Raw genomic sequence first — 26384 nt, forward strand, 5'->3', positions numbered from 1 at the left:
CCATCTTGCGCATCTGGTAGTAGGCGATGAGTTGAGTGCGCGAGCCCGTTTAGGCGCCCCACTCCCGGACCAGCACCTGGATAATTCGGGTAAACGCTCTCACCGCAAGGCTCATCGGCTCGCCATGCAGGTGAATTTCGCCACGCAGCTCCGTCATCGGACCGGTGGCGGTCCGGCGGGTTGGCGATGGTGTTCGCACGCGCCCCTGGTGGGCGACATCGACGGCATCCATGACCCGGGCATCGACCTCGAACACGGCGGTTTCCGGCCGGGCGCTGTCCTGCTCGATCCGTGAGGCCACCTTGCCGCCGTGGGCCGAGGCCAGCATCCAGTTATCGAGCACGCCGCTCGCCGCCCCGGCGATATCGGTCATGGCCACCGGCACAGGTGGCCGCAGGAAGCCATCGTCGATGAACACCCCGACCTGCCCGGGGTGAACGCGCCTTAACTCCTCGCTATCCAGGTAACCCCGCGCGCTCAGGCCGTCGTCGCCCACCACCAGTACCAGGCGAGTGCTGGCGTTGACCCAGCGGCCGCGGTGAAGATTTTCACCCACATCGGCCACGACGCCGTCGATCGCCGAGCGGACCGCCAGTTGCTCCTGCTTGCGCGCAAGGCCATCCAACGTCTGCTGCTGCATGCCCTTCTCGCTGGCCAGCACCAGGCTCTCGGACAGATCCTGACGATCGGCGCTGCGCCGATCGATGCGCCGGTCCACCAGGCTCAAACGCTGAGCGGCGGTGCGCTGCTGCTGGTTCAGCTCCGGGGCCGCGAGCCGCACCAGGGGCGAGCCCACCGCGACCCGGTCGCCGACCTTGACCATCACCTCCTCGATGCGCGCCGGTCGCGGCGAATAGCCCGGATAGCGCTGGCTGGCGGCGAGGACGGCGGGAATACGAATCTGATGGGGCAAGGGCACGACGAGTATCGTCGTCACGAGGACCAGAGCGGTGAGTGTCAGCCAGGCACGGCGGCCGGCCGCTTGGCGTTTTTGCCACCACACGCGGAGCTCTCGCCATATCGGCATGACGAGAAAGACCAGGATCTCCACGCAGAACAGGAAGACACCCAGGACCTTGAAGAAGTAGTGATACACCAACAGCGCAATGCCGAGGAAAAGGAAAAACCGATAGAGCCAAACCGCCAGGGCGAATCCGATCAGCAGCACGCGCCTGGCCCGGCGGCAGTCCTCCGGCCGGGGATCGCCATAGCCGAACAGGAACTCTCGCAGCCACCAGCGCCCCATGGCGAAAGCGCGCTCCTGCAGGTTGGCGATGCCCAGCAGATCGCTAAACAGGTAGTAGCCGTCGAAGCGCATCAGCGGGTTGAGATTGACCGCCAGGCTCAGCACCCAGCCAGTCGTGGCCAAGGCAAAGGCCACGTAACGCAGCGGCCCTTCGGACAAGAACACCCAGGCCAGGGTGGCATAGGCCGCCACCGTCAACTCGACGGCCACCCCGGCCAGGTCGATCAAGACGCGGTGACGCTGCGACGTCAATCGCCAGGCATCGGTGGTATCGGTGTACAGCACCGGCATCATCACGATCAGCGCCACGCCCATGCTGGTAACGTTCGTCCCCAGGCGCGTGGCCATGAACCCGTGGCCCAACTCGTGCAGCGTCTTGATCAGCGCCAGACTCACCGAGAAGGCGACGATACCGCCGACGCTGAACATCTCGGGCAGCGTCGTGATGAAGGCCTGCCACTGACGTGAGACCAGAAACAGCCCCAGGACCGCGACGAGCATCGTGACTCCCCAGAACACGGGGTGAAACAAGGGCGCGACCAGGGGCAAGGCCTTGCGCAAGGCCATCGCTGGACGAACGAGCGGAACACGCACGAACAGGTAGCTGTGCAACAACCACTGCCAGCAGCTCTGGCGTCCCTGGCAGCGCCGGGTCCAGGCTCGCCGGTAGCTCTCACCGGGTACGGGGTGCAACAGCTCATGACGGTTCAAGAACTCTAGCACCGCCTGAACATCGGCCATGACAAGCGCATCACCGTGCTCACGGTGCCAGCGTCGGATCAAGGCCTGCGCCGTGCCTTCGCGCCACAACGCCAGGATGTCGACGACGCGCTGCTCGACCTCGAAGAAACGCTGTCCGATGGGATCATGGATCTTCCAGCGACCGACCGACTCGCCTTCAGCGCCACCGGCCAACAGCCGCAGGTCCTGGCGCAGAGGCGGTAGCGCAAGGGTATCCTGTTCGATGGGGAGAGGAACCGCCTGGGTGTGGCTCATGGCCCTATAGTCCCGTCAGCTGACGCAGCGCCACCAAGGGCCTGCGAAACAGGTAGTAGAACAGCGACACCTTTGCGCCGTGCAATCGGGCCGTCCCACGAAGGCCGAGTCGCGGCGTCCAGCTCCCCGACTCGGCGACCGCCGTCACCCCGAACACCGCGATACCCGCGGCATCCGGCTCGGCCTTGTAGGCCGCTCGCGCGACATGGGCCTGGATCGGTTCCAGGGGTGCGGCATCGAGGAACACGTCCACCAGCGCATTCGGGCTCAGGGTGGCGGCGTCTTCGGCCGGCACCTGAAGGCGAAACTCCACGTGCTCGGGATCGGCAACCTGCATCAGCGCCTCTCCCACGTCCACCGGACGCCCCACCCAGTCCTTCGGATCGCTGTACAACGCGATTCCCGGGCGCACGGCATGGATCACCGTCTTGTCCAGCATCGCCCTGGCGTAATCACGCTCGGTGCCGGCCAGCTGACGTTCGCTCTCGGCAAGCGCCAGTTCACGCTTGGCTTGGGGGTCCCGGATGGCGGCCTGCTGCACCCGGAACATCTTGGCCTCGGCCACTTCCACCTTGCGCTGCGCCACGTCGTAGTCACTCTCAAGCGCCACATCGACGAACTGCACCAGTGCATCTCCCGGGCTGACCGCCGCGCCCGGTGGTACGACGATTCGCTCGACCACGCCGGCCAAGGGCGCCGTCACGACGAAGGGCGCCTGCGGAACCACTTCCACCGGCGCTCGGGTCGTCAACGGCACCCGAACCAGGGCCAGGAGTGCGGCCAATGTCACCCCCACGCCGAGGGCCAGCCACCATTGACGCCGGCGCCACGGTCGAAACGGGCGTCGTCGGCCGTTGATGGCCACGGCGGTATGGGCGTAGGCACCCGCCAGTCGTTGGGCCAATACCATATGCCCGGGTTCCCAAGGAATCTCGCGGGCCAGCAGCCACCCCGCAGCGACGCTGCGTTGGTCATCCGCCAGCGGAAGCCACAGGAAGTAACGCAGTGCCGCTGCGCCGTCGGATCGTTCGTCACACGAGGCCTCAGATGCCTCGAACGCCAAAGGTTCCAGAGCCCCGCCCGATGCCTGCCAGCGCTCATCGACCAGTCTCTCGTACCACAGCACCAGCGGTGCATCACGGGGCACCCTTGACACCCCGGACGCGGCTTCGAGTCGCCAGCGAGAACCGACCGTCAGCACCACGGCTTGACCGGCAGGCAGCAGCGTCAAGGGTTCATTGGCCAGGTGCAGCCACAGTTGCTCGAAACTGGTGCACGTGCGCAGATTCCCCTCGATGGCAATCAGTTGCTCGGCACCAGACACCCCCTCGGGCGCCGAGTTTGGCTCTTCGGCATCTTGCAGCCTATGCTCGGTGCTGCCGGCCAGCTGGGGGGAGGACTCGTAGTGGGTCACGACGGCTGCCCCACCGCACAGCTATTCGTCGCCGCCAGCCGGTGCCAGGTCGCGGTGCCGCTCATCCCGGGCAACACGCGCTCCGGGACCTCTGCGATGCGGCTGATCACCTTGACGGTCTGACTGACCGGATCCACCGACGCGGAGATTCGCGCCACGCTGGCCTTGAGTTCATCGCCGGTTTCGTCAACGTCAAAGGTGAAGGGAACGCCCGGCCTCAGCCAGGCGAGCCAACAGGACGGCACCACCATGTCCAGCTCCAGCGCGCCGTCGCTGACGACATGAATCAACGGCTCGTTGGCGGCGGGCGTCTCGTTGGCGCGCACCATGGGCTCCACGACTCGTCCCGCAAAGGGCGCCTTGACCTCACAGCCATCGATCTCGCTGTGGATGGCCGCCGCCCTCGCCCTGAGTTCGCTGACCTTGAGCACCGCGATATCCAGGTCTGCCCGGCCGGTGGCGCCCATCTGCAACAGCTCACGCTGCACTTGAGCGTCGCGGGCCTGTGCCGACGCCTGGGCCCTCGCCGCTCGCCACTCGGCGTTCAGCCGAGAGCAGTCGAAGCTGACCAGCGATTGATCGGCGGTAAAGGCATCGCCTTCCTGGAACGGCATCTCGACGACCCGCGCCGACAGGGTGCTCGCCAGTATCGCTTCGTGTTCGGCCCTCAGCACCCCGCGAGCCGATTCCTCCCCCGCACCCGTGGATCGATGGCCGGCGACCTCGGGGACGCCGGCCGGCACCGCGATGTCCGCGCAGGCGATGCCTGTCACGAGCAGTCCCCATGTCAGCACCACAGTGCCGACAGCGGTGCCACGACGAGGGAGACTCACGAGCTGGCTCCCCACGCCAGGGCCAGGCCGTCTCCACGGTTGGCCCAGAGCCGGCGCAGATCACTGGCCAGTTCAGAGACGCTATCATCGCTGCTCATGTCGGCGTCGACGGCATCGATGCCCGTCGCGGTGTAGACATTGCCGTACGCCCCCTGGAGATCGGCCAGCGCCTGATCCATGCGTACCTCGGCCAGGAGTGTATTCATCTGCTCCCGGATCAGGGTCTGTTCGCTAACGTGGTCCGCCCGATAGCCGGCCTCGACCTGCCCCTCGATCTTGTCCTGAACGGCAAGGAACTGTGCCGCCGTCTCGAGTTCACCGCGTCGCAGTTCATAGCGAACCCGCGACACGGAGACCTGGGTAGCGACGGCGGTCGTCAAGGCCAGGGCACGGGCATCAAGCAATTGTCCCTGAGCGTCTATCCGGTCCTGCTGCGCCGGCAGGCTGAAGACGTTGAGCAGGTTCCAGCTTGCCCGCGCCCCCCAGCTCGCCCAATCGCTGTGATAAAGGAAGTCGTCGTCACTCCAGTTGGCACCGACAAACACCTTGAGATTCGGCAATGCCTGGAGGAGTGCCGCGGTGCCCTCTCGTTCATTGCTGCGCAGCTTGTAGGCGACTTCGCGAAGTTCCGGACGGTTCTGAATCGCCAGCTTGAGCATCACGTTATAGGACAGGTTCAAGTCATCCCAGGCGAGGTCCCGCGGCGGCACGACGATCTGGTAGTCCTGGTCCGGCGGCAGATTCATCAGCGCCGCCAGTTGCTGTTTGGCCACATTGAGCTCTCGGGTCAGCGACTCCAGATCGCGACGAATCGACAGCAGTTCACGCTCGTAGCTCAAGGCCGGGAGCGGAGCACTCAACCTGCTGCGTTGCTGGCGATGGGCCTGTGCGATGGCGCCTTGCGTGCTGATCTCGAGCTCCCGAGCCCGGCCCAGCAGGCGCTGGGCACTGGCGGCACGCCAGTAGGCCGAGCGAACATCTTCGATAATGCGCTGAATGACCTTACGCTTGTTCTCTTCGGCCTGAAGTACCTGGTCACCGCGTTGTTGGGCACGCACGTAGGACAGACCGAAGTCCAGCACGTCCCAGCTCATGGTCAGGTCACCGTCGAAGTACTCGCGCTCGTTCGACGTCGAGGGCTCGAGGGACGTGTTCCCTGTCAACAGCGACTTGCTCACACTTCCCGACTCATTGTCGCGGGCATTGAAGTTCAGGGAACCGACGAGCTTGGGCAACATGTCGTAGTGGGCGAGATCGAGATCCTTGATCTTGAGGGCCTCATCCATGATCTCGACCCGATAATCCAGGTTGTACTTGATGGCTCTGGCCATCGCCGTGTACAGGTCGATCGGCGCCAGTACCGGCTCCTGATCTGCCGTCGCCCGAGCCAGCAGGCCTGCTGCCCTCGCTTCCTGTGCCGGTGCGGTCATCACTTCCGGGGTCACCGCGCACCCGGTCAGTGCGAGGGTCGCCAATAATCCCAGGCAGTGGATCTGGCGCCACTTGGACCGACGCACGGTACGAAAGGAACGGACATCCATGTCATTCTCCTGCTTTTTTATGCCGGATCACGATGAGCCTGCCAGGCGTTGCTGGCTGCGATCTGCCACCAGTGCGCTCACTGCGCAATAGTCCGATGACAGGATCCCCGATCCGATCTGTTAATTTTCGTAACCAGGAGTCTGTCAGTATTGGACCATTAGTCAATGGACAGAAACATGACAAATCAGACAATGATTTACATCTACTGCCAATGGGATTTGTTTGTAGGAGAAACCGTGGAAAATACCGCTTCAGTTATAGGTTATCGACTACGTTGTAGCACCCAATCACTTATACAATATGCCAAAAAAAGCTATCCTGTGCTCCGACGGCCGGCTATATTCCGTTGCATCCCACCGGGCAACACCGCGAAACGACGGTCCCTCGCCCCCACTGAGTCGACCAAATTGACCGCACGTCCAAGCAGATCACCCCTTGTCTCGCAAGGCACCAGCGTCGCGTGGACACCGGGGATAAAGAGCGAAAATTGTCTCCCTTCGATGGCTCAGCCCGGACAACTAGCTCCGACAGCCAGCCCAAATAACTAGCCCTGAGAAAACACCACAAAATAGAGCCCGCAGATAATTCTTGGAGACAAACAACTCGCAGAGACGATTCGCAGCAACAGGCCTGAATAATAACCGCGGCTCATATCACGAATAATCCATATCTCGAATACATCATAGCCCGGGAAATAGTCCGAAGAATATCCGGCTACAGGGATAACTCGGGGAAATTTCCGTCCGAAAATTAGGCCGCAAAATAGTCCGAAGAGAAAGAACCCACAGGGAAAGCTCGGAAAAATTGCTCCGAGATAGAATGCACAGAGCAAGAGACCCCAGAGCAAGACTCCCCAGAGAAAGAGGCAGTGGAGTAAGGGCCTACAGAGACAGCGCGACGAATGCCCCAAACAAAGAGCCCGAACAATGAGCCCCGCAAGTCGCGGGAGACCGATGGGATGCCGCTAGCATTCACACCAGCCGGCGGCACTCGGTCCCTGCCAACGGTGATACCGCACAGCCTTGGCGAAAACGGGCGTAAAAGTGCGAAAGGTGCGGAAGGTGGCCGAATCCCGCGGGCCTAGCGGTGGCTCTACCTGTGTCCCTCCTTGGCGATCGCCATGACCCGATGCGGGCCGTGGGCAGTTCTGGCTTCAGTTCTTGCTTCAGTTCTGACGGCGAGTTCGGGCGATACGGTCAGGCCTCGAGAAAGTCCCGGGGCAGTTTCATCATCTGCCGCCACAGCTTCTCGACGCCGGGCTTGTGGACCAGCGAGCAGCGATACAAGCGGATCTCGAGTGGTACATCCCAGGCGTCGCCGGCCGCCCTCACCACGCGGCCCTCCTTTAGCTCCTGACGCAGGCAGAAGTCCGGAATCCAGGCCATGCCCACCCCTTGCATGACCATGCCCTTGAGGCCTTCGGCCATGGCGGTCTCATACACCGTGCGCAGGCGCATCCTTGCCGGATCGTTCTTCAACAGCATTCTGACGCTGCGGCCAAGAAAGGCACCCTGGGTATAAGCCAAGTACGGTATCGATTCCTTGCCATCGAGGGGGAAGCGCGGCGCGCCCTCGTCATCGGGAACACACACCGGAATCATCTTGACCTGGCCGATCGAAAACGAGGGAAAGACTTCGGCATCGAGCTGCATGCTGGCATACGGATCGTAGTAGGCCAGCATCAAGTCACAGTTGCCCTCCCGCAGCACATGGATGGCTTCGCCGACGTTCATCGCCAACAGCCGCGTCGGCAACTCGCCGACGCCCTTCTGCAAGCGCGAGATCCACGGCGGAAAGAAGCTCAACGCCAGCGAATGAGCGGCGACGATATCGAGGGCCTCATTGGCCATGGCGAGCCCCCGCAGGTGTCCCAGGGACTCAGTGAGCTGCTCGACGATGTTGCGCGCCGTGACCAGAAACAATTGGCCCTGTGGCGTCAGATCGATCGGCGTCGTGGAACGGTCGACCAGGGTCACACCCACGGCCTGCTCGAGGGAGCGGATGCGGCGGCTGAAGGCCGGTTGGGTCACATGACGCTGCCGGGCCGAGGCGGAGAAGCTGCGGGTGTTGGACAACGCCACGAAGTCTTCCAGCCATTTGGTTTCGAGATTCACCAGCGCTCCTGTCGCCCGGCACTGAGAGAAGTCAGTGCATCCTTGCCATCGGCCTCGGCGCTGTCACCGGTGCCGTCGAAAACACGCTAATTTACCCCAAAGCGCCGCCGCGCCCAAGCCTGCCCGCCCCTCGGCTTTCGCGGCGGCCCCAAGCCTTGCTACTCGGCGGCGAGCGCCTGCGCCTCCCGGCGCCGTTGCCGGATCGATGCAAGTCGAGGGGGGGCGTGAGAATAGCGTCCTGCCGATGCCCAGAGCGGCGCCCCTTCGCTTTGACCCACATTGCCACCATCACTGAATCGGTGACAGCAGATAGGCGGCCCGAGACACCAGCTTGCGCCACATCGGGCGCGAGCGTAGCTCCTCGAGGCCAACTTCTCGACACCCGGCGAAGTCCGCTTCCAGCATCTGGGCCACCTCGGCGGCGAAGCCCGAGTCGGCGACGAGCGCTGTAATCTCGAAGTTCAATCGAAAGGAACGGTTGTCGAGATTCACGGTGCCGACACTCGCCGCCTCGTCATCGATCAATATCACCTTCTGGTGCAGGAAGCCGGGCTGGTAGCGATAGACCTTGACCCCGGCCTTGACCATGTCCGGCAGGAAGGCGAAGGCCGATAGAAACACCAGCAGATGATCGGGCCGTTCGGGCATCATGATGCGCACATCGACACCCCGCATGGCCGCCAGCCGCAGGGCATCCTGCACACCCTCGTCAGGAACGAAATACGGGCTCGTGACCCAAAGCCTTCGATGGGCGCTATGTATCAGGTGTTGCACCAGCAGGCTCGCGGTTTCCTGCGGGTCGGCTGGACCAGAGGGCACGATGACCACCTTGCGGTCACCCTCCGGCTCTACCTGGGGCGACCAGGACAAGGTCAGCATCGCGCCGGTGGCCCAGTGCCAGTCTTCCCAGAATGCCTCCTGCAGCCCCAGCGCACTGGGCCCGACCAGCTTCAGGTGGGTGTCTCGCCAGTGTCCGTGCCGGGGGTCCTGGCCAAGGTACTCCACTCCCACGTTGAGCCCCCCGAGCCACCCCGCTTTGCCGTCGACCACCAGGATCTTGCGGTGGTTACGAAAATTGAGCTGGAAGCGATGTCGCAGCCCGCGCGAGGAGTGGAAGGCGCTGACCTTCACCCCGGCGGCGCGCAGATCCCTGATGAAGCCTTCATTCAACTGGCGGCTGCCGATCTCGTCATACAGGAAATAGACCCGTACCTGGCGCCGTGCCGCGCGCACCAGGTGATCGTGCAGACGACGCCCGAGGTCATCATCGCGCACGATGAAGAACTGGATCAGGATATAGGAGCGCGCGGATTCGATCCCGGCAAACAGGCTCGCGAAGGTCGCGTCACCGTCGACCAGCAACTCGGTGCGGTTAGCGCCGGTCAGCGGCATCATGGCGAGCTTCTCTACCGCCTGGACATCGGGATCGATGGTCGGCACCAGATAGGAGTCAAAGCGGTCGCGATAGCGCTGCAGCACCTGTCTGAGCAACGTATCTCGCTGGCCCCGGGCGGTGACATAACCGTAGAACCGAGGGCGACCGAAGACCCAGTAGGCCGGCAATGCGAAATAGGGAAAGGTCACCAGCGAAATGATCCAGGCGATGGCGCCCTGGGAGGTACGACTCGACATGAGCGCCATCACCGCGGAAATAGCCCCGCCCAGATGAATCAAGAATATGGCCAACCCTAGCAGCCAGGAGGTCATGCCTGCTCCCCAGTCCGAGTCCTATCCACCCGGCCGCCAACTTGCCAGAAAGCGCCCGCTCCGATCGTCCTTGTCCCACAAGGCTGGTCCAGCATACCTGCAACACCAACGACCCCGCCAGTTGGCGGGGTCGTCAGGCACTTGCGGGGTCGATCATGCGCCCTGGGCGATGATCTCCTTCCACTTGGCCGGGCCCGTCTGGTGCACCGAGGTGCCCTGGCTATCCACCGCCACGGTCACCGGCATGTCCTCGATCTCGAACTCGTAGATCGCTTCCATGCCGAGGTCCTCGAAGCCGACGACGCGGGATGCCTTGATCGCCTGAGACACCAGATACGCCGCACCGCCTACCGCCATCAGGTAAACCGCTTCGTTATCGCGAATCGCCTCGATGGCGAGCGGCCCGCGCTCGGCCTTGCCGACCATGCCAAGCAAACCGGTCTGCTCGAGCATGGTGCGGGTGAACTTGTCCATCCGCGTCGCCGTGGTCGGGCCGGCCGGGCCGACCACCTCGTCACGAATCGGATCCACCGGGCCGACGTAATAGATAAACCGTCCCTTCAGGTCGACCGGCAGCGGCTCGCCCTTGGACAGCATGTCCACCATCCGCTTGTGGGCCGCATCACGTCCGGTCAACAGCTTGCCATTGAGCAGAATGGTATCCCCGGGCTGCCAGGTCTTGACCTCCTCCGGCGTCACCTCATCAAGGTTGACGCGCTTGACGTTGCCGCCCGCCTCCCGGGTGATCTCCGGCCAGTCTTCGAGCTTCGGTGCCTTGAGTGCCGCGGGTCCGGAGCCGTCGAGGGTAAAGTGGGCATGACGGGTCGCGGCGCAGTTGGGAATGATCGCCACCGGCTTGTTGGCCGCGTGGGTCGGATAGTCCTTGACCTTGATATCGAGAACCGTGGTCAGACCGCCGAGGCCCTGGGCACCGATGCCGCTTTGATTGACCTTGTCGAACAACTCCAGGCGCAGTTCCTCGGCCCGGTTGTCGGCGCCACGCGCCTGCAGATCCTGGATATCGATCGGATCCAGCAGCGCCTCCTTGGCCAGTTCCATGGCCTTCTCGGCGGTGCCACCGATGCCGATCCCGAGCATGCCGGGCGGACACCAGCCGGCGCCCATCTTCGGCAACTGCTCGAGCACCCAATCGACCACCGAGTCGGATGGGTTGAGCATCGCGAACTTGGACTTCGCCTCGCTACCGCCACCCTTGGCCGCCACATGGACCTCAACCTTGTCCCCGGGCACCAGCTTGTGGTGAATCACCGCCGGGGTGTTGTCCTTGGTGTTCTGGCGCTTGCCGTCCGGATCGGCCAGCACCGAGGCACGCAGCACGTTGTCCGGGAACTTGTAGGCCCGGCGCACGCCCTCGTTGATCATGTCGTCCAGGCTCATGTCGGTCTCGAAGCGCACGTTCATGCCGACATGGACGAAAACCGTGACGATGCCGGTGTCCTGGCAGATCGGTCGGTGACCGGTCGCGCACATGCGAGAGTTGATCAGGATCTGGGCGATGGCATCCTTTGCCGCCGGATTCTCCTCGCGTTCATAGGCCGCCGCCATGGCGTCGATGAAGTCCTTGGGATGGTAATAGGAGATGTACTGCAGGGCATCGGCGACGCTGGTGATGAGGTCGTCCTGGCGAATCACGGTCATGGCTGACTCCTTGACTGGGTCGAGACGCCCGCTTCTTGGCCTATGGGAACCGGCGTGGCGGGCTTGCGCGGGCACGTAGTGTACCCTATTCGACGGGATCTCGGGAGCTATCCGGTCTGTGCTGTTGCATGAGCCAAGCCGTAAGATAACGGTATAAAAAGACATGGAGAAGGCCGCTGAAAAGAACGCTGAAAAGAACGCTAAAACGGCCGCCGCGCACCGCCGACTCATAGCGCACTCGAAAGAACGGGCGGCAAGGCACTGGCGAAGTCCGGCGCTTGCGACGTCGTCACGGCGACGCCTGTGAGCGCGGTTGTCACGCCACCGAGGCTACGCCAGGCGCGCAGTACCTTGTCAGGGGAAACACTGGCAGGTCGGACAATAGTACAACCGCCGGGAGGCCACGCTGTCGCGCCGTATCGTCGTCCCGCAAGCATGACAGGGCTGCCCGTCGCGCTCGAACACGGCGAAGCGCCAGCCACGTCGCGATGCGCCCGACTGTCGCGCCTTCTCCACCCAATGATCACGATTGGTCACCCCGGCGAGTCGGTACGCCTGGTGCGTCACATCGACCATGGCGGTGGCCAGTCGGTGAAGCGCCGGCGCCTCCAGGTCAATGGGCCGCAGGCGATGGGAAACACCGGCAAAGAACAGGATCTCAGAGCGCAGATAGTTGCCGATGCCGGCGACGAGGCCCTGATCGAGCAGGCTGCCGCCGAGGCGTCGTCGGCACCAGCGCGGATCGGCCAGGCGTGCGGCAAGCGCGTCGGCACACACGCCGTGGGTCAGCAGGTCAGGGCCCAGGCGCGACAGGAAGGGATGATCGCCGAGGCGCGCCGCATGCCACAGCGAAACATCGGAGGCGCTATAGAGGCTCGCGCTACGCCCCTCGGCCTCGAGATACACGCGCAGCGACCTCGCCGTCTGCACCACCCTGCCCGCCCGGTGAAGCTTCCAGCGCCCGTAGAGTTGGTTGTGGGAGTACAGCACTCGGCCATCCTCGACGTACGTCAGCAGGGCCTTGCCCCAACTGTCGATACGACTCACCCGCTGCCCGACCAACCCTTGGGCTTCAGGCTTCAGCGCCTCGAAGGCGAACCATACGCGATCGAGGCGGCGCCCGACGAGCTGTCGGCCCAGACGGTCGGCGACACGCCGTATTTCGGGTCCTTCGGGCATCGTCTCTCCTGCGCCGGGTCGCCATGGGGTCGGCCGCCATCAGGCTTCCCCGAAGGCCAACTGACGCTCCTTGAGCCGATGGAGCTGATCGCGCAGACGCGCGGCTTGCTCGAACTCCAAGTTTTGCGCCGCTTCCATCATGCCATCCTCCAGCCGCGTCGCTTCCTTGCGCATCTGCTCCGGTGACAGGGTCGCAAGGTCATAGACCGGCTCCTTCTCCGCCACCTTACGCTCGCCTCGGCGCCCCTTGCCCTTGCGACCGGGGGCCTGGGCGGCCTCGAGGATGTCCGCGACGGAGCGGGTCACTGTGGTCGGCACAATCCCGTGCTCCGCGTTGTGGGCTTCCTGCTTGGCCCGACGCCGCTCGGTCTCGTCGATGGCACGGCGCATCGAATCGGTGATGCGGTCGCCGTAGAGGATGGCCTTGCCGTGGGCATTACGCGCGGCCCGCCCGATGGTCTGAATCAAGGACCGCTCGGCGCGCAGAAAGCCTTCCTTGTCGGCGTCGAGAATCGCCACCAGCGACACCTCCGGGATGTCCAGCCCCTCGCGCAGCAGGTTGATCCCGACAAGCACGTCGAACTTGCCCAGGCGCAGGTCGCGAATGATCTCCACCCGTTCCACGGTGTCGATATCCGAGTGCAAGTACCGCACCTTGACGTCGTGCTCGTCGAGATACTCGGTTAAATCCTCCGCCATGCGCTTGGTCAGGGTGGTCACCAGCACCCGCTCCCCGACCTCGGTGCGTAGCTTGATCTCGGACAGCAGGTCATCCACCTGGGTCGAGGCCGGCCGCACCTCGATCTCAGGATCGAGCAGACCGGTGGGACGCACGACCTGTTCGACCACCCGCCCGGCGTGCTCGGCCTCATAGTTACCAGGGGTCGCGGAGACGAAGATGGTCTGGGGCGAGATGGCCTCCCACTCCTCGAACTTCATCGGCCGGTTGTCCAGCGCCGACGGCAGACGGAAGCCATACTCCACCAGGGTCTCCTTGCGCGAACGGTCGCCCTTATACATGCCCCCCACCTGCGGCACGCTGACGTGGGATTCGTCGATGAACAGCAGCGAGTCCGGCGGCAGATAGTCGAAGAAGGTGGGCGGCGGCTCGCCGGGATTACGTCCCGACAGATAGCGTGAGTAGTTCTCGATGCCGTTGCAGTACCCCAATTCGAGCATCATCTCGATGTCATAGAGCGACCGCTGCTCCAGCCGCTGGGCCTCGACCAGGCGTTCTTCCTTACGCAGGAACGTCAACCGCTCGGCGAGCTCGCCCTTGATCGAGTCGATGGCGCCAAGGATCGTTTCGCGAGGGGTCACATAGTGACTCTTCGGGTAGATCGTCATGCGCGGGACCTTGCCCCGGAGCTCCCCGGTCAGCGGGTCGAACAGGCTGATCGAATCGATCTCGGCGTCGAACAGCTCCACCCTCACCGCTTCGTCTTCGGCATCGGCGGGGAAGATATCGATGACGTCACCGCGGACCCGATAGGTACCGCGCTTGAAATCCATGTCATTGCGGGTGTATTGAAGCTCCGCCAGGCGCCTCAAGAACGCCCGCTGGTCGATCTCCTCACCACGATTGAAGTGCAGACGCATCTTCAGGTACTGGTCCGGGTCACCGAGGCCATAGATGGCCGAGACCGACACCACGATCAAGGCATCGCGACGCTCGAGCAGCGCCTTGGTCGCCGACAGGCGCATCTGCTCGATGTGATCGTTGATCGAGGCATCCTTCTCGATGAAGGTGTCCGACGACGGCACGTAGGCCTCGGGCTGGTAGTAGTCGTAGTAGCTGACGAAGTACTCCACCGCGTTGTCGGGGAAGAACGCCTTGAATTCCCCGTAGAGCTGCGCGGCGAGCGTCTTGTTCGGCGCCATGACGATGGTCGGGCGCTGCAGGCGCTCGACGATATTGGCCATGGTGAAGGTCTTGCCGGACCCGGTGACCCCGAGCAGCGTCTGGTGTGCGAGCCCCGCGTCAAGCCCCTCCACCAGACCCGCGATCGCGGTGGGCTGATCGCCGGCGGGCTGAAATTTCGATTGCAGTCGGAAGGGCTTGCTCATCACGGCTCCTGAAGTGGACAGACAGGCCAGCACAGCGAGGCTCGACGGGCCTCGGACCCGCTCGCCAGGCGATGCCTTCGCGACATCCGAGTCACCGGCGTCTGACTGGTGGGGGCGCCCTGGCGGCTTCACACCACCGGGGTCGCACTGTCGAACTGCACGTCTTAACCGTAAGGTCGCCACCGAGCCTTTCGAGCCGGCCCGGGCGCCCTACCGTCGGTCGACGGCCCCGTGCTTGCCTCGACGGGGTCATTGGACTAGCCGCTCCTGCCTCTCAAGGTCGGGGCGGCCGACCCGGTGTTCAAGGCTAGCCCGCCGGCGCGTGATGCTCGGCGGCCACACGGTGGGTCGTCACTTCCACCGTGGAGCTGGTCATCAGACGATGAATCGGGCACTTGTGGCTGATTTCCTCCAGCCGCGCCTGCTGCTCGGGGTCATCGATGCCGTGAAAGGTCATGGCCACATCGAGGCGATAGACACCGCGACGTTCATCGCGTTCGTCCCGGGTCACGGTGACGCTCACACCCTCGAGGGGCCACTCCTTGCGTTTGGCATACATCTGCGCCGTGATCGCCTTGCAGGCACCGAGCGACATGTCGAAGTAATCGTGAGGATCAGGCGCCTCACCGTCCCCGCCGAAGGGAACCGGGACGTCCACCAGCAGATCATCGAAGCTCTCGATGACGGCGCGCTGGCGCAGCTTGCCATCGCGTTCGGAGGTGATGTGGATCGTCATCAGTGCACCTCGATCTTGAGCTTCAGGGCCTCGATGGCCTTGATCAGCGCCTCGCGCCGAACGCGCCCGTCCACCTCGGCGCCGTGGCGCCCCACTTCCACGCTATCGACGCCGTCAAGCATCATCAACGCGGTGGTGATCTTGTTGACCTGATCGGCGTCGTCGACGCCCTTGAAGGTCAGTGACTGTTGGGCCATGGCGCGGGCTCTCCTTGCGGTTTGACAATCGGACCAGCTTATCACGCTGCTTCGATCGGGACACCGAACACCTGGCCGAACAACATCCACCACACGGCACTGTGCCGACCTTGCAAAACAGGCACCGCGACCGCACATTCTCATCATGAGAGTGACACTCGCTTACCCGGTACTTACCCAGTACCCCGCGCGACAGGACAGGCATCATGACAGACTGGATTTCCTCCCTCGGAGGCCAGACCACCGCGCCCTACCGGGTCGAATTCGATACCCCGGACTCGCAGCGCAAGGCCCAGGAGGCCACGGTGACCACGCCGCTGGCTCACCTTGGAGCCCTGGACGTCACGGGCCCGGACGCCGAGCGCTTTCTACAGGGCCAGACCAGTGCCCAACTCACCCTGGCCGACGGCAACCTTGCTCCCCTGACGGCGTTCTGTACGCCCAAGGGACGGATGCTGGCCAACGGCCAGCTGGCCAAGGTCGGGGAGCACCAGTATCGCCTCATCGTTCACGCCAGCCTGGTCGAGCCCCTGGCCCGGCACCTGGGCAAGTTCGCCGCCTTCTACCAGGCGACGCTCACGCCACGTGACGACCTGGCGCTGATCGGTGTCATCGGACAGGAAGCCACGGCCCTGGTCGAGGTGGACTGTGACCTGACGCCGCCCAAGACGTGGCACCAGGCAGGCGCCGGCGATCGGCTGCTGCTGGCCTACCCCGGCCCACAGCCTCGCTACCTGGTCTGCACGCCCCAGCAGCACGCTCCCGAGCTGTTCCAACGGCTCGCCGACCAGTCCCACCCGGTGGGCAACGCTGTCTGGTGTCTGGCCGACATCCAGGCCGGCCTTGCCTTCATCGATCGCGACCAGCAGGACAGCTATCTGCCGCAGATGTTCAACTGGGAAGCCCTCGCCGGCATCAGCTTCAAGAAGGGCTGCTACACCGGCCAGGAAGTGGTGGCGCGCGCCCACTTCCGCGGACAGGTGAAAAAGCGCCTGGTTCGCGCCCAGCTCGAAGGCAGCGACATCCCCGACCTCGGCAGTGAGGTGATCGACGACGACGGCAAGCGCGTGGGCGAAGTGGTCGCTGCGCAGCGCGACGCCTACGGCCAGGCCGAGGTCCTCGCGGTGATGTCGACCCGGGCCGAGGGCGCCAGCCTCACCATCGGCGGCCAGACCGTCAAGCCGTTGCGCCTGCCCTACGCGCTGACGCGCCTGGATCCGGAAACCCTGGCCGACTGATTCCCCCGACGGCGGCGCGAGTGCGCGGCGCAATGGTGCAACGCAATTGCGCCAAGCGGCCGTCACCCTGTTGCCACCGTCAGCTCGGCCATGCCGAGAGCGTCTGCCCGGGGGGGGCGCTGCCAAGGGCGTCCTGGGCACCCTGCCCACGGCGTCCGGGACACCCTGCCCACGGCGTCCGGGGCACACTTACTCGCCCGGGCTCAGGCGGAACAATCGGCGTGCCGTGGCGCTGGACGCCTTGGCCACCGTATCCTCGCAGACGTCGCGCAGCCGTGCGATTTCCCGGCAGACCTCGGCGACCCGCGCAGGCTCATTGCGAGAGCCCTGATGGCCGCTCAACGGCATGTCGGGACTATCGGTCTCGAGCACGAACCCATCATCGGGCAGCGATGCCACCGTCCGCCTCAGCCGGGCGGCGCGCTCGAAGGTCACGGCCCCTCCCAGCCCCAGCAGGTACCCGAGCTCGAGAAAACGACTGGCCTGTTGCGGTGATCCAGCGAACGCATGAATCAGGCCACCGCGGGGCAGCGCCAGCTGTCGCAATCGCTTGGCCACCTCGTCATTGGCCTGCACGCAGTGAATCACCACCGGCAAGTCTCGCGCCTTCGCCAGGCGCAACTGGGCATCGAAGAGCCGCCACTGATCCGCCCAGCTGTCCTTGAACCGTGCGTCGATACCGCACTCTCCTAGCGCCACGACCTCCGGGTGCTGATCGAGGGCGACCTCCAGCGCTGCGAGGTCGTCGTCATTCGCTCGTCCATGCCCAGCGGGCCGATCGAGGCGATGCTCCGCCATGAAATACGGATGCAGCCCCAGGCACACGCTGACGTCCGCACGCCGGCCCAGCGCCAGCACCCCACCCCACCTGGCACGGGTGGTGCCGGGCACCACAAAGTGCCCGACCCCGACGTCCTGGGCACGCCGAATCGCCTCGTCGCGGTCGGCATCGAAGGCGGCGAGGTCGAGGTGGCAATGGGCATCGATCAAGGGCGACATGGAGCACCAACCTGAAAGCTGAAAAAACGATCGACCATCCGGGGACCGGCGTCAACCCCTTGGACACCGGCCTGCCGCCATCGATGCCCGCCGTTTTCGCGCCGTGCTCGCGCCGTGCTCGCGCCGTAAATATGAACAACGCCTGCGCCGGGTGCCATCGGGCGGGCAACGACAGAACGTGCCACACGAGGGTTTGATCTCGCGCCGTCGAGCCCGCGAAACCATCACCGTGGCGACGACTTCCGGGTGCAAGCCGTCTCGAGGTCGCGAAAAAAACCGCCGCTACGTAAGCGACGGTCATGCGTCCCGCTTCAGGCTTTCGCCTTCAAGGCTCGCGTCAGTGTTCCCGCGTTTCCTTGAAGCGCACATCCGGCCAGCGCTCCTGGGTCATCTGCAGATTGACCCGGGTCGGGGCGATGTAGGTCAAGTAGCCGCCGCCATCGATGGCGAGGTTGGCACTGGCCTTGCGCCGGAATTCGTCGAGCATCTTGGCATCGTCGCAGTAGATCCAACGTGCGGTACTGACGTTGATCCCCTCGTAGATGCAGTCGACCTTGTACTCTTCCTTGAGCCGATGGGCGACCACGTCGAACTGCAGGGTACCCACCGCGCCGAGGATCAGGTCGTTGTTGTCCAGCGGCATGAACACCTGGGTAGCGCCCTCTTCGGAGAGCTGTTGCAGGCCTTTCTGTAGTGCCTTCATCTTCAGCGGATCCTTCAGCCGCACCCGCTTGAACAGCTCAGGAGCGAAGTGCGGGATCCCGGTGAAGCGCATGTCCTCGCCCACGGAGAAGGTATCGCCGATCTGAATCGTGCCGTGGTTGTGCAAGCCGATGATATCGCCGGGCCAGGCCTCTTCCACCTGGGAGCGGTCGGCGGCCATGAAGGTCAGGGCATCGGCGATCTTGATATCCTTCTTGATCCGCACATGGCGCATCTTCATGTTCTTTTCGTACTTGCCGGAGCACACCCGCAGGAAGGCGATACGGTCACGGTGATTCGGGTCCATGTTGGCCTGAATCTTGAACACGAAGCCGGTAAAGCGCTCGTCGGTGGCGGGCACCTCCCGGGTGTCGGTTTCCCGCGGCTGAGGGGGCGGTGCGTACTCAACAAAGCCGTCGAGCATCTCGCGTACGCCGAAGTTGCCCATCGCGGTGCCGAAGTACACCGGCGTCAATTCACCGCGCAGATACGCCTCATGGTCAAAGGTGTGTGACGCGCCACGCACCAGTTCGACTTCCATGCGCAGTTCCTCGGCCACGTCTTCGCCGAGCAATTCCTCCACTTGCGGGTTGTCGATGCCCTCGATGCGCTTGTCATCCGGAATACGACTGCCCTGGCCCTGGGTATAGAGGTGAATGACGTCGTTATAGAGGTGGTAGACCCCCTTGAACTGACGCCCCATGCCGATCGGCCAGGTCATCGGCGCGCACTGGATATCGAGCACCGTCTCGACTTCATCCATCACCTCGATGGGGTCACGGGTCTCGCGGTCCATCTTGTTGACGAAGGTCAGAATCGGCGTGGTACGCAGGCGACAGACCTCCATCAACTTGATGGTTCGGTCCTCCACCCCCTTGGCCGCATCGATCACCATCAGCGCCGAATCCACGGCGGTCAGGGTGCGGTAGGTATCCTCGGAGAAGTCCTCGTGACCCGGCGTGTCGAGCAGGTTGACCATGCGACCGCCATAGGGAAACTGCATCACGGAGGTGGTCACGGAGATACCGCGCTCCTGCTCCATCTTCATCCAGTCCGAGGTGGCATGACGGTCATCACGCTTGCTCTTCACCGAACCCGCCATCTGGATAGCGTTTCCGAACAACAGCATCTTCTCGGTGATGGTGGTCTTGCCGGCGTCGGGGTGACTGATGATCGCAAAGGTACGCCGTAGGCCGGTTTCCTGGGCCTGCTTGGGGTTGGGCATGAAGGATGTCGCCTGCTGACTAATACGGTGATGAGCCCCCGGAAAGCGCCGGGCGCACTGAACGGCGACATGATACCGCGAGCAGCCACCCGGGGACTACCGGGGCACGGCGATCCCCCGCCACGCGACCGTCACCGAAAAGCGACGATACTGTCATGGACGCCGGTCATGCTCGATGCCCCGGGTATCGAGACGAGACCCGTCAGGCGCCGGCATGGCGATTCTAGAAGGGCGCCGGAAGCTTCACCGTGATGACTCAAGGAGCAGATAACAGATGCGCAGCACACGTAGAGAATTTCTCGGCATGGGGCTCAAGACCGGCATCGGCCTTGGCCTGATCACCGGCGCTCCCGGTATCGTGCTGGCCGACAGCCGTCGACCGGTGATGACCTCCGGCGTGATGAGCGGCGACTTGCTGGCGGATCGGGCGATGATCTGGTCGCGGGTCGACCGTCCGGCGCGAATGCTGCTGGAAATCGCCGACAACCCCGCCTTCACCGGTGCAAGGACGCTGCAGGGTCCCACCGCCCTGCCCGCCACCGGCATGACCGCCAAGCTCGACGTGACCGGCCTCGCCGGTGCCGATGAGCTCCACTATCGGGTGCGCTTCGCCGCCTTGGGCGACGAGCGCGCCTTGAGCGATGCGGTCAGCGGTCGCTTTCGCCTGGCGGGAAGCGCCTCCCGCGATGTGCGTTTCGTGTGGTCCGGTGACACCGTCGGCCAAGGCTGGGGGATCGACACCGCCCGCGGCGGCATGACCATCTACGAGACCATGCGCCAGCAGGCCCCGGACTTCTTCCTCCATTCCGGCGACACCATCTACGCCGATGGCCCGCTGGAGGAGACCGTCAACCTGCCCGGGGGCGAGGTCTGGCGCAACGTCATGACCCTGGAGAAGGCCAAGGTCGCCGAGACCCTGGACGAGTTCCGTGGCCAGTACGCCTACAACCACCTCGACGAGAACCTCAAGCGCTTCAACGCCGAGGTGCCGATGTTCGCCCAATGGGACGATCACGAGACCCTCAACAACTGGTACCCCGGCGAGCTTCTCGATGACCCGCGCTATACGGAGAAGAACGTCTCGTTGCTGGCCGCACGGGCCAAGCGCGCCTTCCTCGAGTACATGCCGATACGCCAGTTGCCCACCGCGCCGGAGCGCATCCACCGAGGCTTCAGCTACGGCCCGGGGCTCGAGATGTTCATGCTCGACATGCGCAGCCACCGCGGGACCAACTCGAGCAACCTGCAGGACGCAGGCGACCCCGCCGCCACCTTGATGGGCACCGCCCAGGTCGATGAACTCATCGCCGCCCTCGCGGCATCGCAAGCCACCTGGAAGGTGATCGCCTCGGATATGCCGATCGGCCTGGTCGTGGCCGACGGTGACAATTTCGAGGCCGTGGCCAATGGCGACAACGCTGCTCCCAAGGGCCGCGAGCATGAAATCGCGCGACTGTTGAAGGCCATCCACGATCAGGACATCGACAACGTGGTGTGGCTGACGGCCGACGTCCACTACACCGCCGCTCATCACTACTCGCCAGAGCGCGCCAACTTCAAGGACTTCACCCCGTTCTGGGAATTCGTCAGCGGCCCCCTGCATGCCGGTACCTTCGGGCCCAATGGCCTCGATGGCACCTTCGGCCCCGAGGTGGTCTTCCAGAAGGCGCCGGCGGATGGCCGGGTCAACCTGCCGCCGACTGAGGGCTACCAGTTCTTCGGCCAGGTCGATCTTGACGGCGAGAGCCATGACCTAACCGTGACGCTCAAGGACGCCGCGGGCGCCACGCTGCATACCCAACGGCTGAGCCCCCAAGCACGCCACGCCTAAGCCAGCCACCAGGAGAGACGACCCAGCCGCCTGGCGTCAGCGACCTACCCCCGACGGGCGGGTCGCTGCGAACGAACGCTGGGACGGACGCGCCCCCCGCTCGCTATCGTCGCGAGCCTTCCCTGATCGGCGGCGAGCCCTTGCCGCTGCGTGAAGCCAGCCCCGCCCGGAGATGCTCGACATAGCTCAGCAGCACCGGAATCACCGCCAGTACCAGCAGCGTCGCCATGCCAAGGCCGAAGGCAATCGTCACCGCCATGGGGATCAGAAACTGTGCTTGCAGCGACGTCTCGAACAACAACGGCATCAGGCCGCCAATGGTGGTCATCGACGTCAGCAGCACCGCCCTGACCCGTTGCACCACCGCTTCGTTGAGCGCTGCGTCGATCGCGAGGCCGGCATCGCGCTGGTGACGATAGAAGGTCACCAGGATGATGGCATTGTTGACCACGATACCGGAGAGGCCGAACAACCCGAACAGCGACAGCATGGTCAGATCCAGGCCCATGAACCAATGCCCCAGCAGGGCACCGACCAGCGCCAGGGGGATCGTCGCCATGACGATCAGCGGCAGGCTCCAGGACGAAAACACCCAGGCTAGCACCACGTACATCAACCCAAGCCCAACCAGCAAGCCGGTGCGCATGTCGGCGAAGGTCTCGCGCTGATCCGCCGACTGGCCCTCGAAGCTGTAGCTGAGGTGATACCGCTCGCTCAGTGCCGGTAGGACCGATGCCTCCAGCGCCTCCAGCACCGTGGCCGTGGCGGTGATCTCGGTATCGAGATCGGCGCTGACCTCCACCGCCAGCTCGCCGTCGGCATGGCGCAACGCCTCGAAGCCCTGGCGATGACTCAGGTGCATGACCTGTTCCACCGGCACCAGCCGCCCATCGTCGACCCGGATCTGGAGTCGAGGCAGGCTCGCCAGGCGCTCCCGTTGGGCCTCGGGCAACAGGACCCGGACCTCGATTTCATCGGCCCCATCCTGGTAGCTCTGCACCAGCACGCCGTCGAAGGCGGCACGCAACTGGCGTCCCAGTTCCCGCGTCGTCAGCCCCAGGGCCTCGCCGTAGGCATTCACCGAATAGATCAGCTGCTCGCGTCCCCAGGCCATGTCGTCTTCCGGATCCAGCACGCCGGGAATCTGCCCCAGGCTACGGGTCAGGGATTGGGCCGCCAGCTTCAGCGACTCGGCGCTGTCCCCGGTCAGACGCACGTTGACGTCCTTGCCCGGTGGTCCGCCGCTGCGCTCGACGACGGTCAGGCTATCGAGTCCCGCCGGTTGCGGCAGTCGCGAGCGCCACTCTCGAATAAAAGTGCTATTGCGCACACTGCGATCATCAGACGCAATGAGCTCGACCATGATCGAGCCGACATTGTCGCCCCTACGGCCCTCGGCGCCGGCGGCAAGGGTGGCGCCATGCCGGGTGACCGACTCCGCGATCAGTCCCGGTCCCAGTGCTGCCTCGGTCTGCGCCAACGCCTCGTTCATGTCCTCCAGCATCCTGGCGACCCGATCTTCCGAGGTCCCGGTGGCGAAGCTGACGTTGGCGTAGAGGACATTGGGCTCCGGTGTCGGAAAGAAATTGAAGGCCAGGCGGCCACCCGCCATCAGCCCCAGGGTGAACAGCACCAGCGCGATGGCGCTTGCCAGGGTGGCGCCGCGATGGCGCAGGGTGAAGGCCGAAAAGCGCCGAAACGGGCCCTGGCGAAAGCCATCGAAGCCCTGGTCGAAGCGCCCTCGGATGCGGCCCAGCCAATGGTGGCGTGGCTCGACACCGGGCCGACGAGCGACGAAGGCGTTGCGAAGGTGGGCAGGCAGTACCACGAAGCACTCGAGCAGCGATGCGATCAGCACGCAGATCATCACCACAGGAATGTCGCCGAGGATATTGCCGATGATACCCGACACCAGCAGCAACGGCATGAACGCGGCCACCGTGGTCAGCGACGAGGCCACCACCGGCCACAGCATGCGCCGCGCCGCGCCGGCCGACGCCAACCGCGGCGCCTCGCCGGCGCGCAGGTGAGCGTCGGCATCCTCCCCGACCACGATGGCGTCATCGACGATCACCCCCAGCGCCATGATCAACGCGAACAGCGAGATCATGTTGATCGAGCCACCGATCACCCAGAACACCGCCATGGCCCCCAGAAAGGCCGTGGGTATCCCGATCGCCACCCACAGCGCCACCCGCGCCGGCAAGAACAGATACAGCAGTACCAGGACCAGCAGCAGGCCGCCGATACCGTTGCTGATCAACAGCCCAATCCGATCGCTGATCAATGCCCAGGTCTCGTCATGCACCTCGAGCGTCACGCTGGCCGGTAGCGTCGGTCGCGTCTCGTCGAGCCAGCGATTGAACGCCTCGGCCGAGTCCAGCACGTTGCCGCTCTCGGAACGTTGCAGCAGCAACTCCACGGCGGGTTTGCCGGCATGGCCGAGCGTCACCTGGCGCGGCCGGGCCTCCTGGCGCAGCACGGCGATATCCCCGAGCGCCAGGCGCACCCGTTCCCCGCCCAGCACGGCGATGTCGCCGAACGACTGCGCATCGCGACGCTGCTCGACGGCCCGCAGCTCGCGGGTGCCATCCTGATCGCCGAGCAGACCGGCCGGCAGGTCCAGCGACATGCCATCGAGGCGGTCGGCGATTTCCGGCAGCGTCAGGTCAAGCTGGCCAAGCCGTTCGACCGGCACCTCGACGCTGATCTGCTGCTCCGGTAACCCGGCGATGTCGACCCGGTCGATGCCGCGCTCCAGCAATTCGTTCTCGAAGCGCCTGGCGAGTGCGCGCAGCGCGGCACTGTCGACATCACCAGACACCAGCAGGCGCACCACGGGTTCGTAGTTCTCGGCTCGTGAGACCCGGGGCTCCTCGGCGTCGGCCGGCAGGTTGGTGAAGCCATCGACCTGCTCCCGGGCATCATCGAGGGCCAGAATCGGATCGCTGCCTTCCTCGAACTCCAGGGTGATGTTCGACACCCCCTGGGCCGACGTCGAGGTCATGCGCTTGAGACCATCGATCGATCGCAGGCGCTGCTCCAGGGGAATGGTGATGCCCTGCTCGACGTCTTCTGCCGAGGCGCCACTGTACACGGTACTGACCGATACGATGTCGAGGGCGAAGTCCGGAAAGAACTGAATGTTCATGCGAGACAGGCCGAGCGCCCCCCCCATCAGCATGACCAACATCACCAGATTCGCCGCCACCTTGTGGCGGGTGAAGAAGCCGATCAGGCCGCCGTGGCGGGCGGACTCGGCCCCTGTAGAGTCGGCGCCGCCATCACCGGTTGCGTCGCTCATGGCGCGTCCTCAACGCGTGCACTTTCCGCCACCGCCTCATCGACGCCATCGGCGCGAGCCCCGCTTGTCTCGTCCCCGGACGGCTCGGCATTCGGTATCGCGGCGTTCGACGATGACTCGTTCACCGCGGGCGAAGCCCGGCCGGTCTCGGCCTGGGCAACCCGCAAGCCGTCGACGGCGTTGGGCAGATGCGTGGTCATGATGCGTTGACCATCGACGAGCGCTTCGCCACTGACCAGTACCCATGGCGCACCGTCGGGCCCCGCGATATCACCGCGTCGGGCAATGGTGAGGGCACGTAGTCGTCCGTCGTCGATGGCGTAGACCCGGTCACTGCCATACAGCGCGCTATAGGGAAGGGCCACGCTCCTGGTCACGGCCGGGCGCTGAAGCGCCAGCGCCACCAGCGACCCGGGGCGCAGCAGGGAACTGGCGTCGAGCGCATCGAAGATGCCCTCCGTGCCGGCCGGATCCCCCTGGCCCGCCAACGCCCGAAGCCGATAACGCTCCCCGTTGTCATCGACGGCGGTCAGCACCTCAGCCGACGCCAGCGCCTCGATTACCTCGCGTTGCACGCTGGCCGGAATACGCGCCCTCACCTCCAGCCCCTCCACGGGTATCAGATCGAGCAGCGCGTCGCCCTCGCCCACGCGGTCCCCTGGCGCGACCTCGACCGCCGTGACGATACCGTCGAAGGGCGCTTCGGCCCGACTGCGCCGAGCGTCACGCTGGGCCTCGTCGAGAGCGGCCTGAGCACTGGCTCGCTGGGCTTGCAACTGGGCCACCCGCGACGGGTACCCGTCGAGCTCACCCTGGCGAGTGACCAGCGTCACCTGGGCCCTGGCGATCTCGTTCTCGTCTTGATCGAGTTCTGCCCGTGACGCCAGGTTGCGCTGCACCAAGGAGCGCATGCGATCGAGCTGACTGCGGGCGTTGGCCAACAACGACTGCTCGCGTTCCAGGGCCTGCCGGTCCGATTCGAAACGCACTCGCTCGGCCTCGATCTCGGCGTCGAGTCGCTGTACGTCGGCCTCCGCCGTGGCAACGACAGGCGCGACGTCGGCATCGTCCAGCGCGACCAGTAGGTCGCCGGCCTCCACCCGCTGGCCATCGCGCACCGGACGCCGAGCGATGTGTCCGGCCAAGGGCGCGGTCAGGGTCACCCGATCCGGGGCCACCACCGCGCCGTACAACGACAGCACGGGGGAATGCGCGGACAACGAGACCATCGCGGCATCGACACGCCACTCGCGTTCCTCCACCTCCACCGGTGGCGGCGCCGGGCGGGTCGCCTTGAGCGCGACGAAGGCCGCCACCCCGATGGCGACAATCACCAGGGGGAGTATCCGCTTGAGCATCGATGCCGTCCTTGTCTGGCAAGCTATTAACAAACAC

Annotated in this window: 17 protein-coding genes; 2 read left to right on the forward strand and 15 right to left on the reverse strand. The window is 64.7% G+C overall.

What is annotated here, in order from left to right:
• Positions 1–49 precede the first annotated feature (49 nt).
• From ACUN9Y_RS13910 to ACUN9Y_RS13960, 11 genes are all read right to left on the reverse strand, one after another.
• The gene (locus tag ACUN9Y_RS13910) at positions 50–2242 is read right to left on the reverse strand and encodes an HlyD family efflux transporter periplasmic adaptor subunit (RefSeq protein ID WP_445461312.1); all 2193 of its coding nucleotides are present in this window, start codon (positions 2240–2242) and stop codon (positions 50–52) included.
• 4 nt (positions 2243–2246) lie between these two features.
• Entirely contained in the window at positions 2247–3656 is a 1410-nt protein-coding gene (locus ACUN9Y_RS13915; RefSeq protein WP_445461313.1) for an HlyD family efflux transporter periplasmic adaptor subunit, read from the reverse strand.
• Complete coding sequence (locus ACUN9Y_RS13920; protein WP_445461314.1) at positions 3653–4489, reverse strand: efflux RND transporter periplasmic adaptor subunit; 837 nt, start codon at positions 4487–4489, stop codon at positions 3653–3655. Before ACUN9Y_RS13920 ends, ACUN9Y_RS13915 begins: the two co-directional genes overlap by 4 nt.
• Entirely contained in the window at positions 4486–6030 is a 1545-nt protein-coding gene (locus tag ACUN9Y_RS13925) for a TolC family protein (RefSeq protein WP_445461315.1), read from the reverse strand. The genes ACUN9Y_RS13920 and ACUN9Y_RS13925 overlap by 4 nt, the downstream gene beginning before the upstream one ends.
• A 1197-nt stretch (positions 6031–7227) precedes the next feature.
• Positions 7228–8145 (reverse strand): LysR substrate-binding domain-containing protein, encoded by a 918-nt coding sequence (locus ACUN9Y_RS13930; protein ID WP_445461316.1) that lies wholly within the window; start codon positions 8143–8145, stop codon positions 7228–7230.
• A 288-nt stretch (positions 8146–8433) separates the two neighbouring features.
• Positions 8434–9852 (reverse strand): cardiolipin synthase, encoded by a 1419-nt coding sequence (gene cls / locus ACUN9Y_RS13935; RefSeq protein ID WP_445461317.1) that lies wholly within the window; start codon positions 9850–9852, stop codon positions 8434–8436.
• Between the two features lie 153 nt (positions 9853–10005).
• Positions 10006–11511, reverse strand: coding sequence for a fumarate hydratase (locus ACUN9Y_RS13940; RefSeq protein ID WP_445461318.1), 1506 nt, complete (start codon positions 11509–11511; stop codon positions 10006–10008).
• 354 nt (positions 11512–11865) lie between these two features.
• The gene (gene nei, locus ACUN9Y_RS13945; protein WP_445461319.1) at positions 11866–12690 is read right to left on the reverse strand and encodes an endonuclease VIII; all 825 of its coding nucleotides are present in this window, start codon (positions 12688–12690) and stop codon (positions 11866–11868) included.
• Between the two features lie 39 nt (positions 12691–12729).
• Complete coding sequence (gene uvrB / locus ACUN9Y_RS13950) at positions 12730–14757, reverse strand: excinuclease ABC subunit UvrB (RefSeq protein ID WP_445461320.1); 2028 nt, start codon at positions 14755–14757, stop codon at positions 12730–12732.
• Between the two features lie 307 nt (positions 14758–15064).
• Positions 15065–15493, reverse strand: a complete 429-nt coding sequence (locus ACUN9Y_RS13955; protein WP_445461321.1) for an OsmC family protein — start codon at positions 15491–15493, stop codon at positions 15065–15067.
• Positions 15493–15690, reverse strand: a complete 198-nt coding sequence (locus tag ACUN9Y_RS13960) for a hypothetical protein (RefSeq protein WP_445461322.1) — start codon at positions 15688–15690, stop codon at positions 15493–15495. Before ACUN9Y_RS13960 ends, ACUN9Y_RS13955 begins: the two co-directional genes overlap by 1 nt.
• Before the next feature lie 206 nt (positions 15691–15896).
• On the opposite strand from ACUN9Y_RS13960, the gene ygfZ reads away from it, so the two are divergent.
• Positions 15897–16928 carry a CAF17-like 4Fe-4S cluster assembly/insertion protein YgfZ gene (ygfZ, locus tag ACUN9Y_RS13965; RefSeq protein ID WP_445461323.1) on the forward strand — a complete coding sequence of 344 codons (1032 nt, stop codon included), beginning with the start codon at positions 15897–15899 and terminating at the stop codon, positions 16926–16928.
• 189 nt (positions 16929–17117) lie between these two features.
• Here ygfZ and ACUN9Y_RS13970 read toward each other — a convergent pair whose 3' ends face one another.
• Positions 17118–17927 carry a TatD family hydrolase gene (locus ACUN9Y_RS13970; protein ID WP_445461324.1) on the reverse strand — a complete coding sequence of 270 codons (810 nt, stop codon included), beginning with the start codon at positions 17925–17927 and terminating at the stop codon, positions 17118–17120.
• A gap of 337 nt (positions 17928–18264) precedes the next feature.
• Positions 18265–19854: a peptide chain release factor 3 gene (locus ACUN9Y_RS13975; protein WP_445461325.1), complete on the reverse strand. Its 1590-nt coding sequence runs from the start codon at positions 19852–19854 to the stop codon at positions 18265–18267.
• 274 nt (positions 19855–20128) lie between these two features.
• Between ACUN9Y_RS13975 and ACUN9Y_RS13980 the strand changes: the two genes are divergently transcribed.
• Positions 20129–21685, forward strand: a complete 1557-nt coding sequence (locus tag ACUN9Y_RS13980) for an alkaline phosphatase D family protein (protein ID WP_445461326.1) — start codon at positions 20129–20131, stop codon at positions 21683–21685.
• 103 nt (positions 21686–21788) lie between these two features.
• Here the strand turns inward: ACUN9Y_RS13980 and ACUN9Y_RS13985 are convergent, their stop codons facing one another.
• Together ACUN9Y_RS13985 and ACUN9Y_RS13990 are read right to left on the reverse strand one after the other, a co-directional pair.
• Positions 21789–24989, reverse strand: coding sequence for an efflux RND transporter permease subunit (locus tag ACUN9Y_RS13985; RefSeq protein ID WP_445461327.1), 3201 nt, complete (start codon positions 24987–24989; stop codon positions 21789–21791).
• Positions 24986–26347: an efflux RND transporter periplasmic adaptor subunit gene (locus ACUN9Y_RS13990; RefSeq protein WP_445461328.1), complete on the reverse strand. Its 1362-nt coding sequence runs from the start codon at positions 26345–26347 to the stop codon at positions 24986–24988. The genes ACUN9Y_RS13985 and ACUN9Y_RS13990 overlap by 4 nt, the downstream gene beginning before the upstream one ends.
• Positions 26348–26384: the final 37 nt, after the last annotated feature.

This window comes from Halomonas sp. V046 (genome assembly GCF_052645355.1).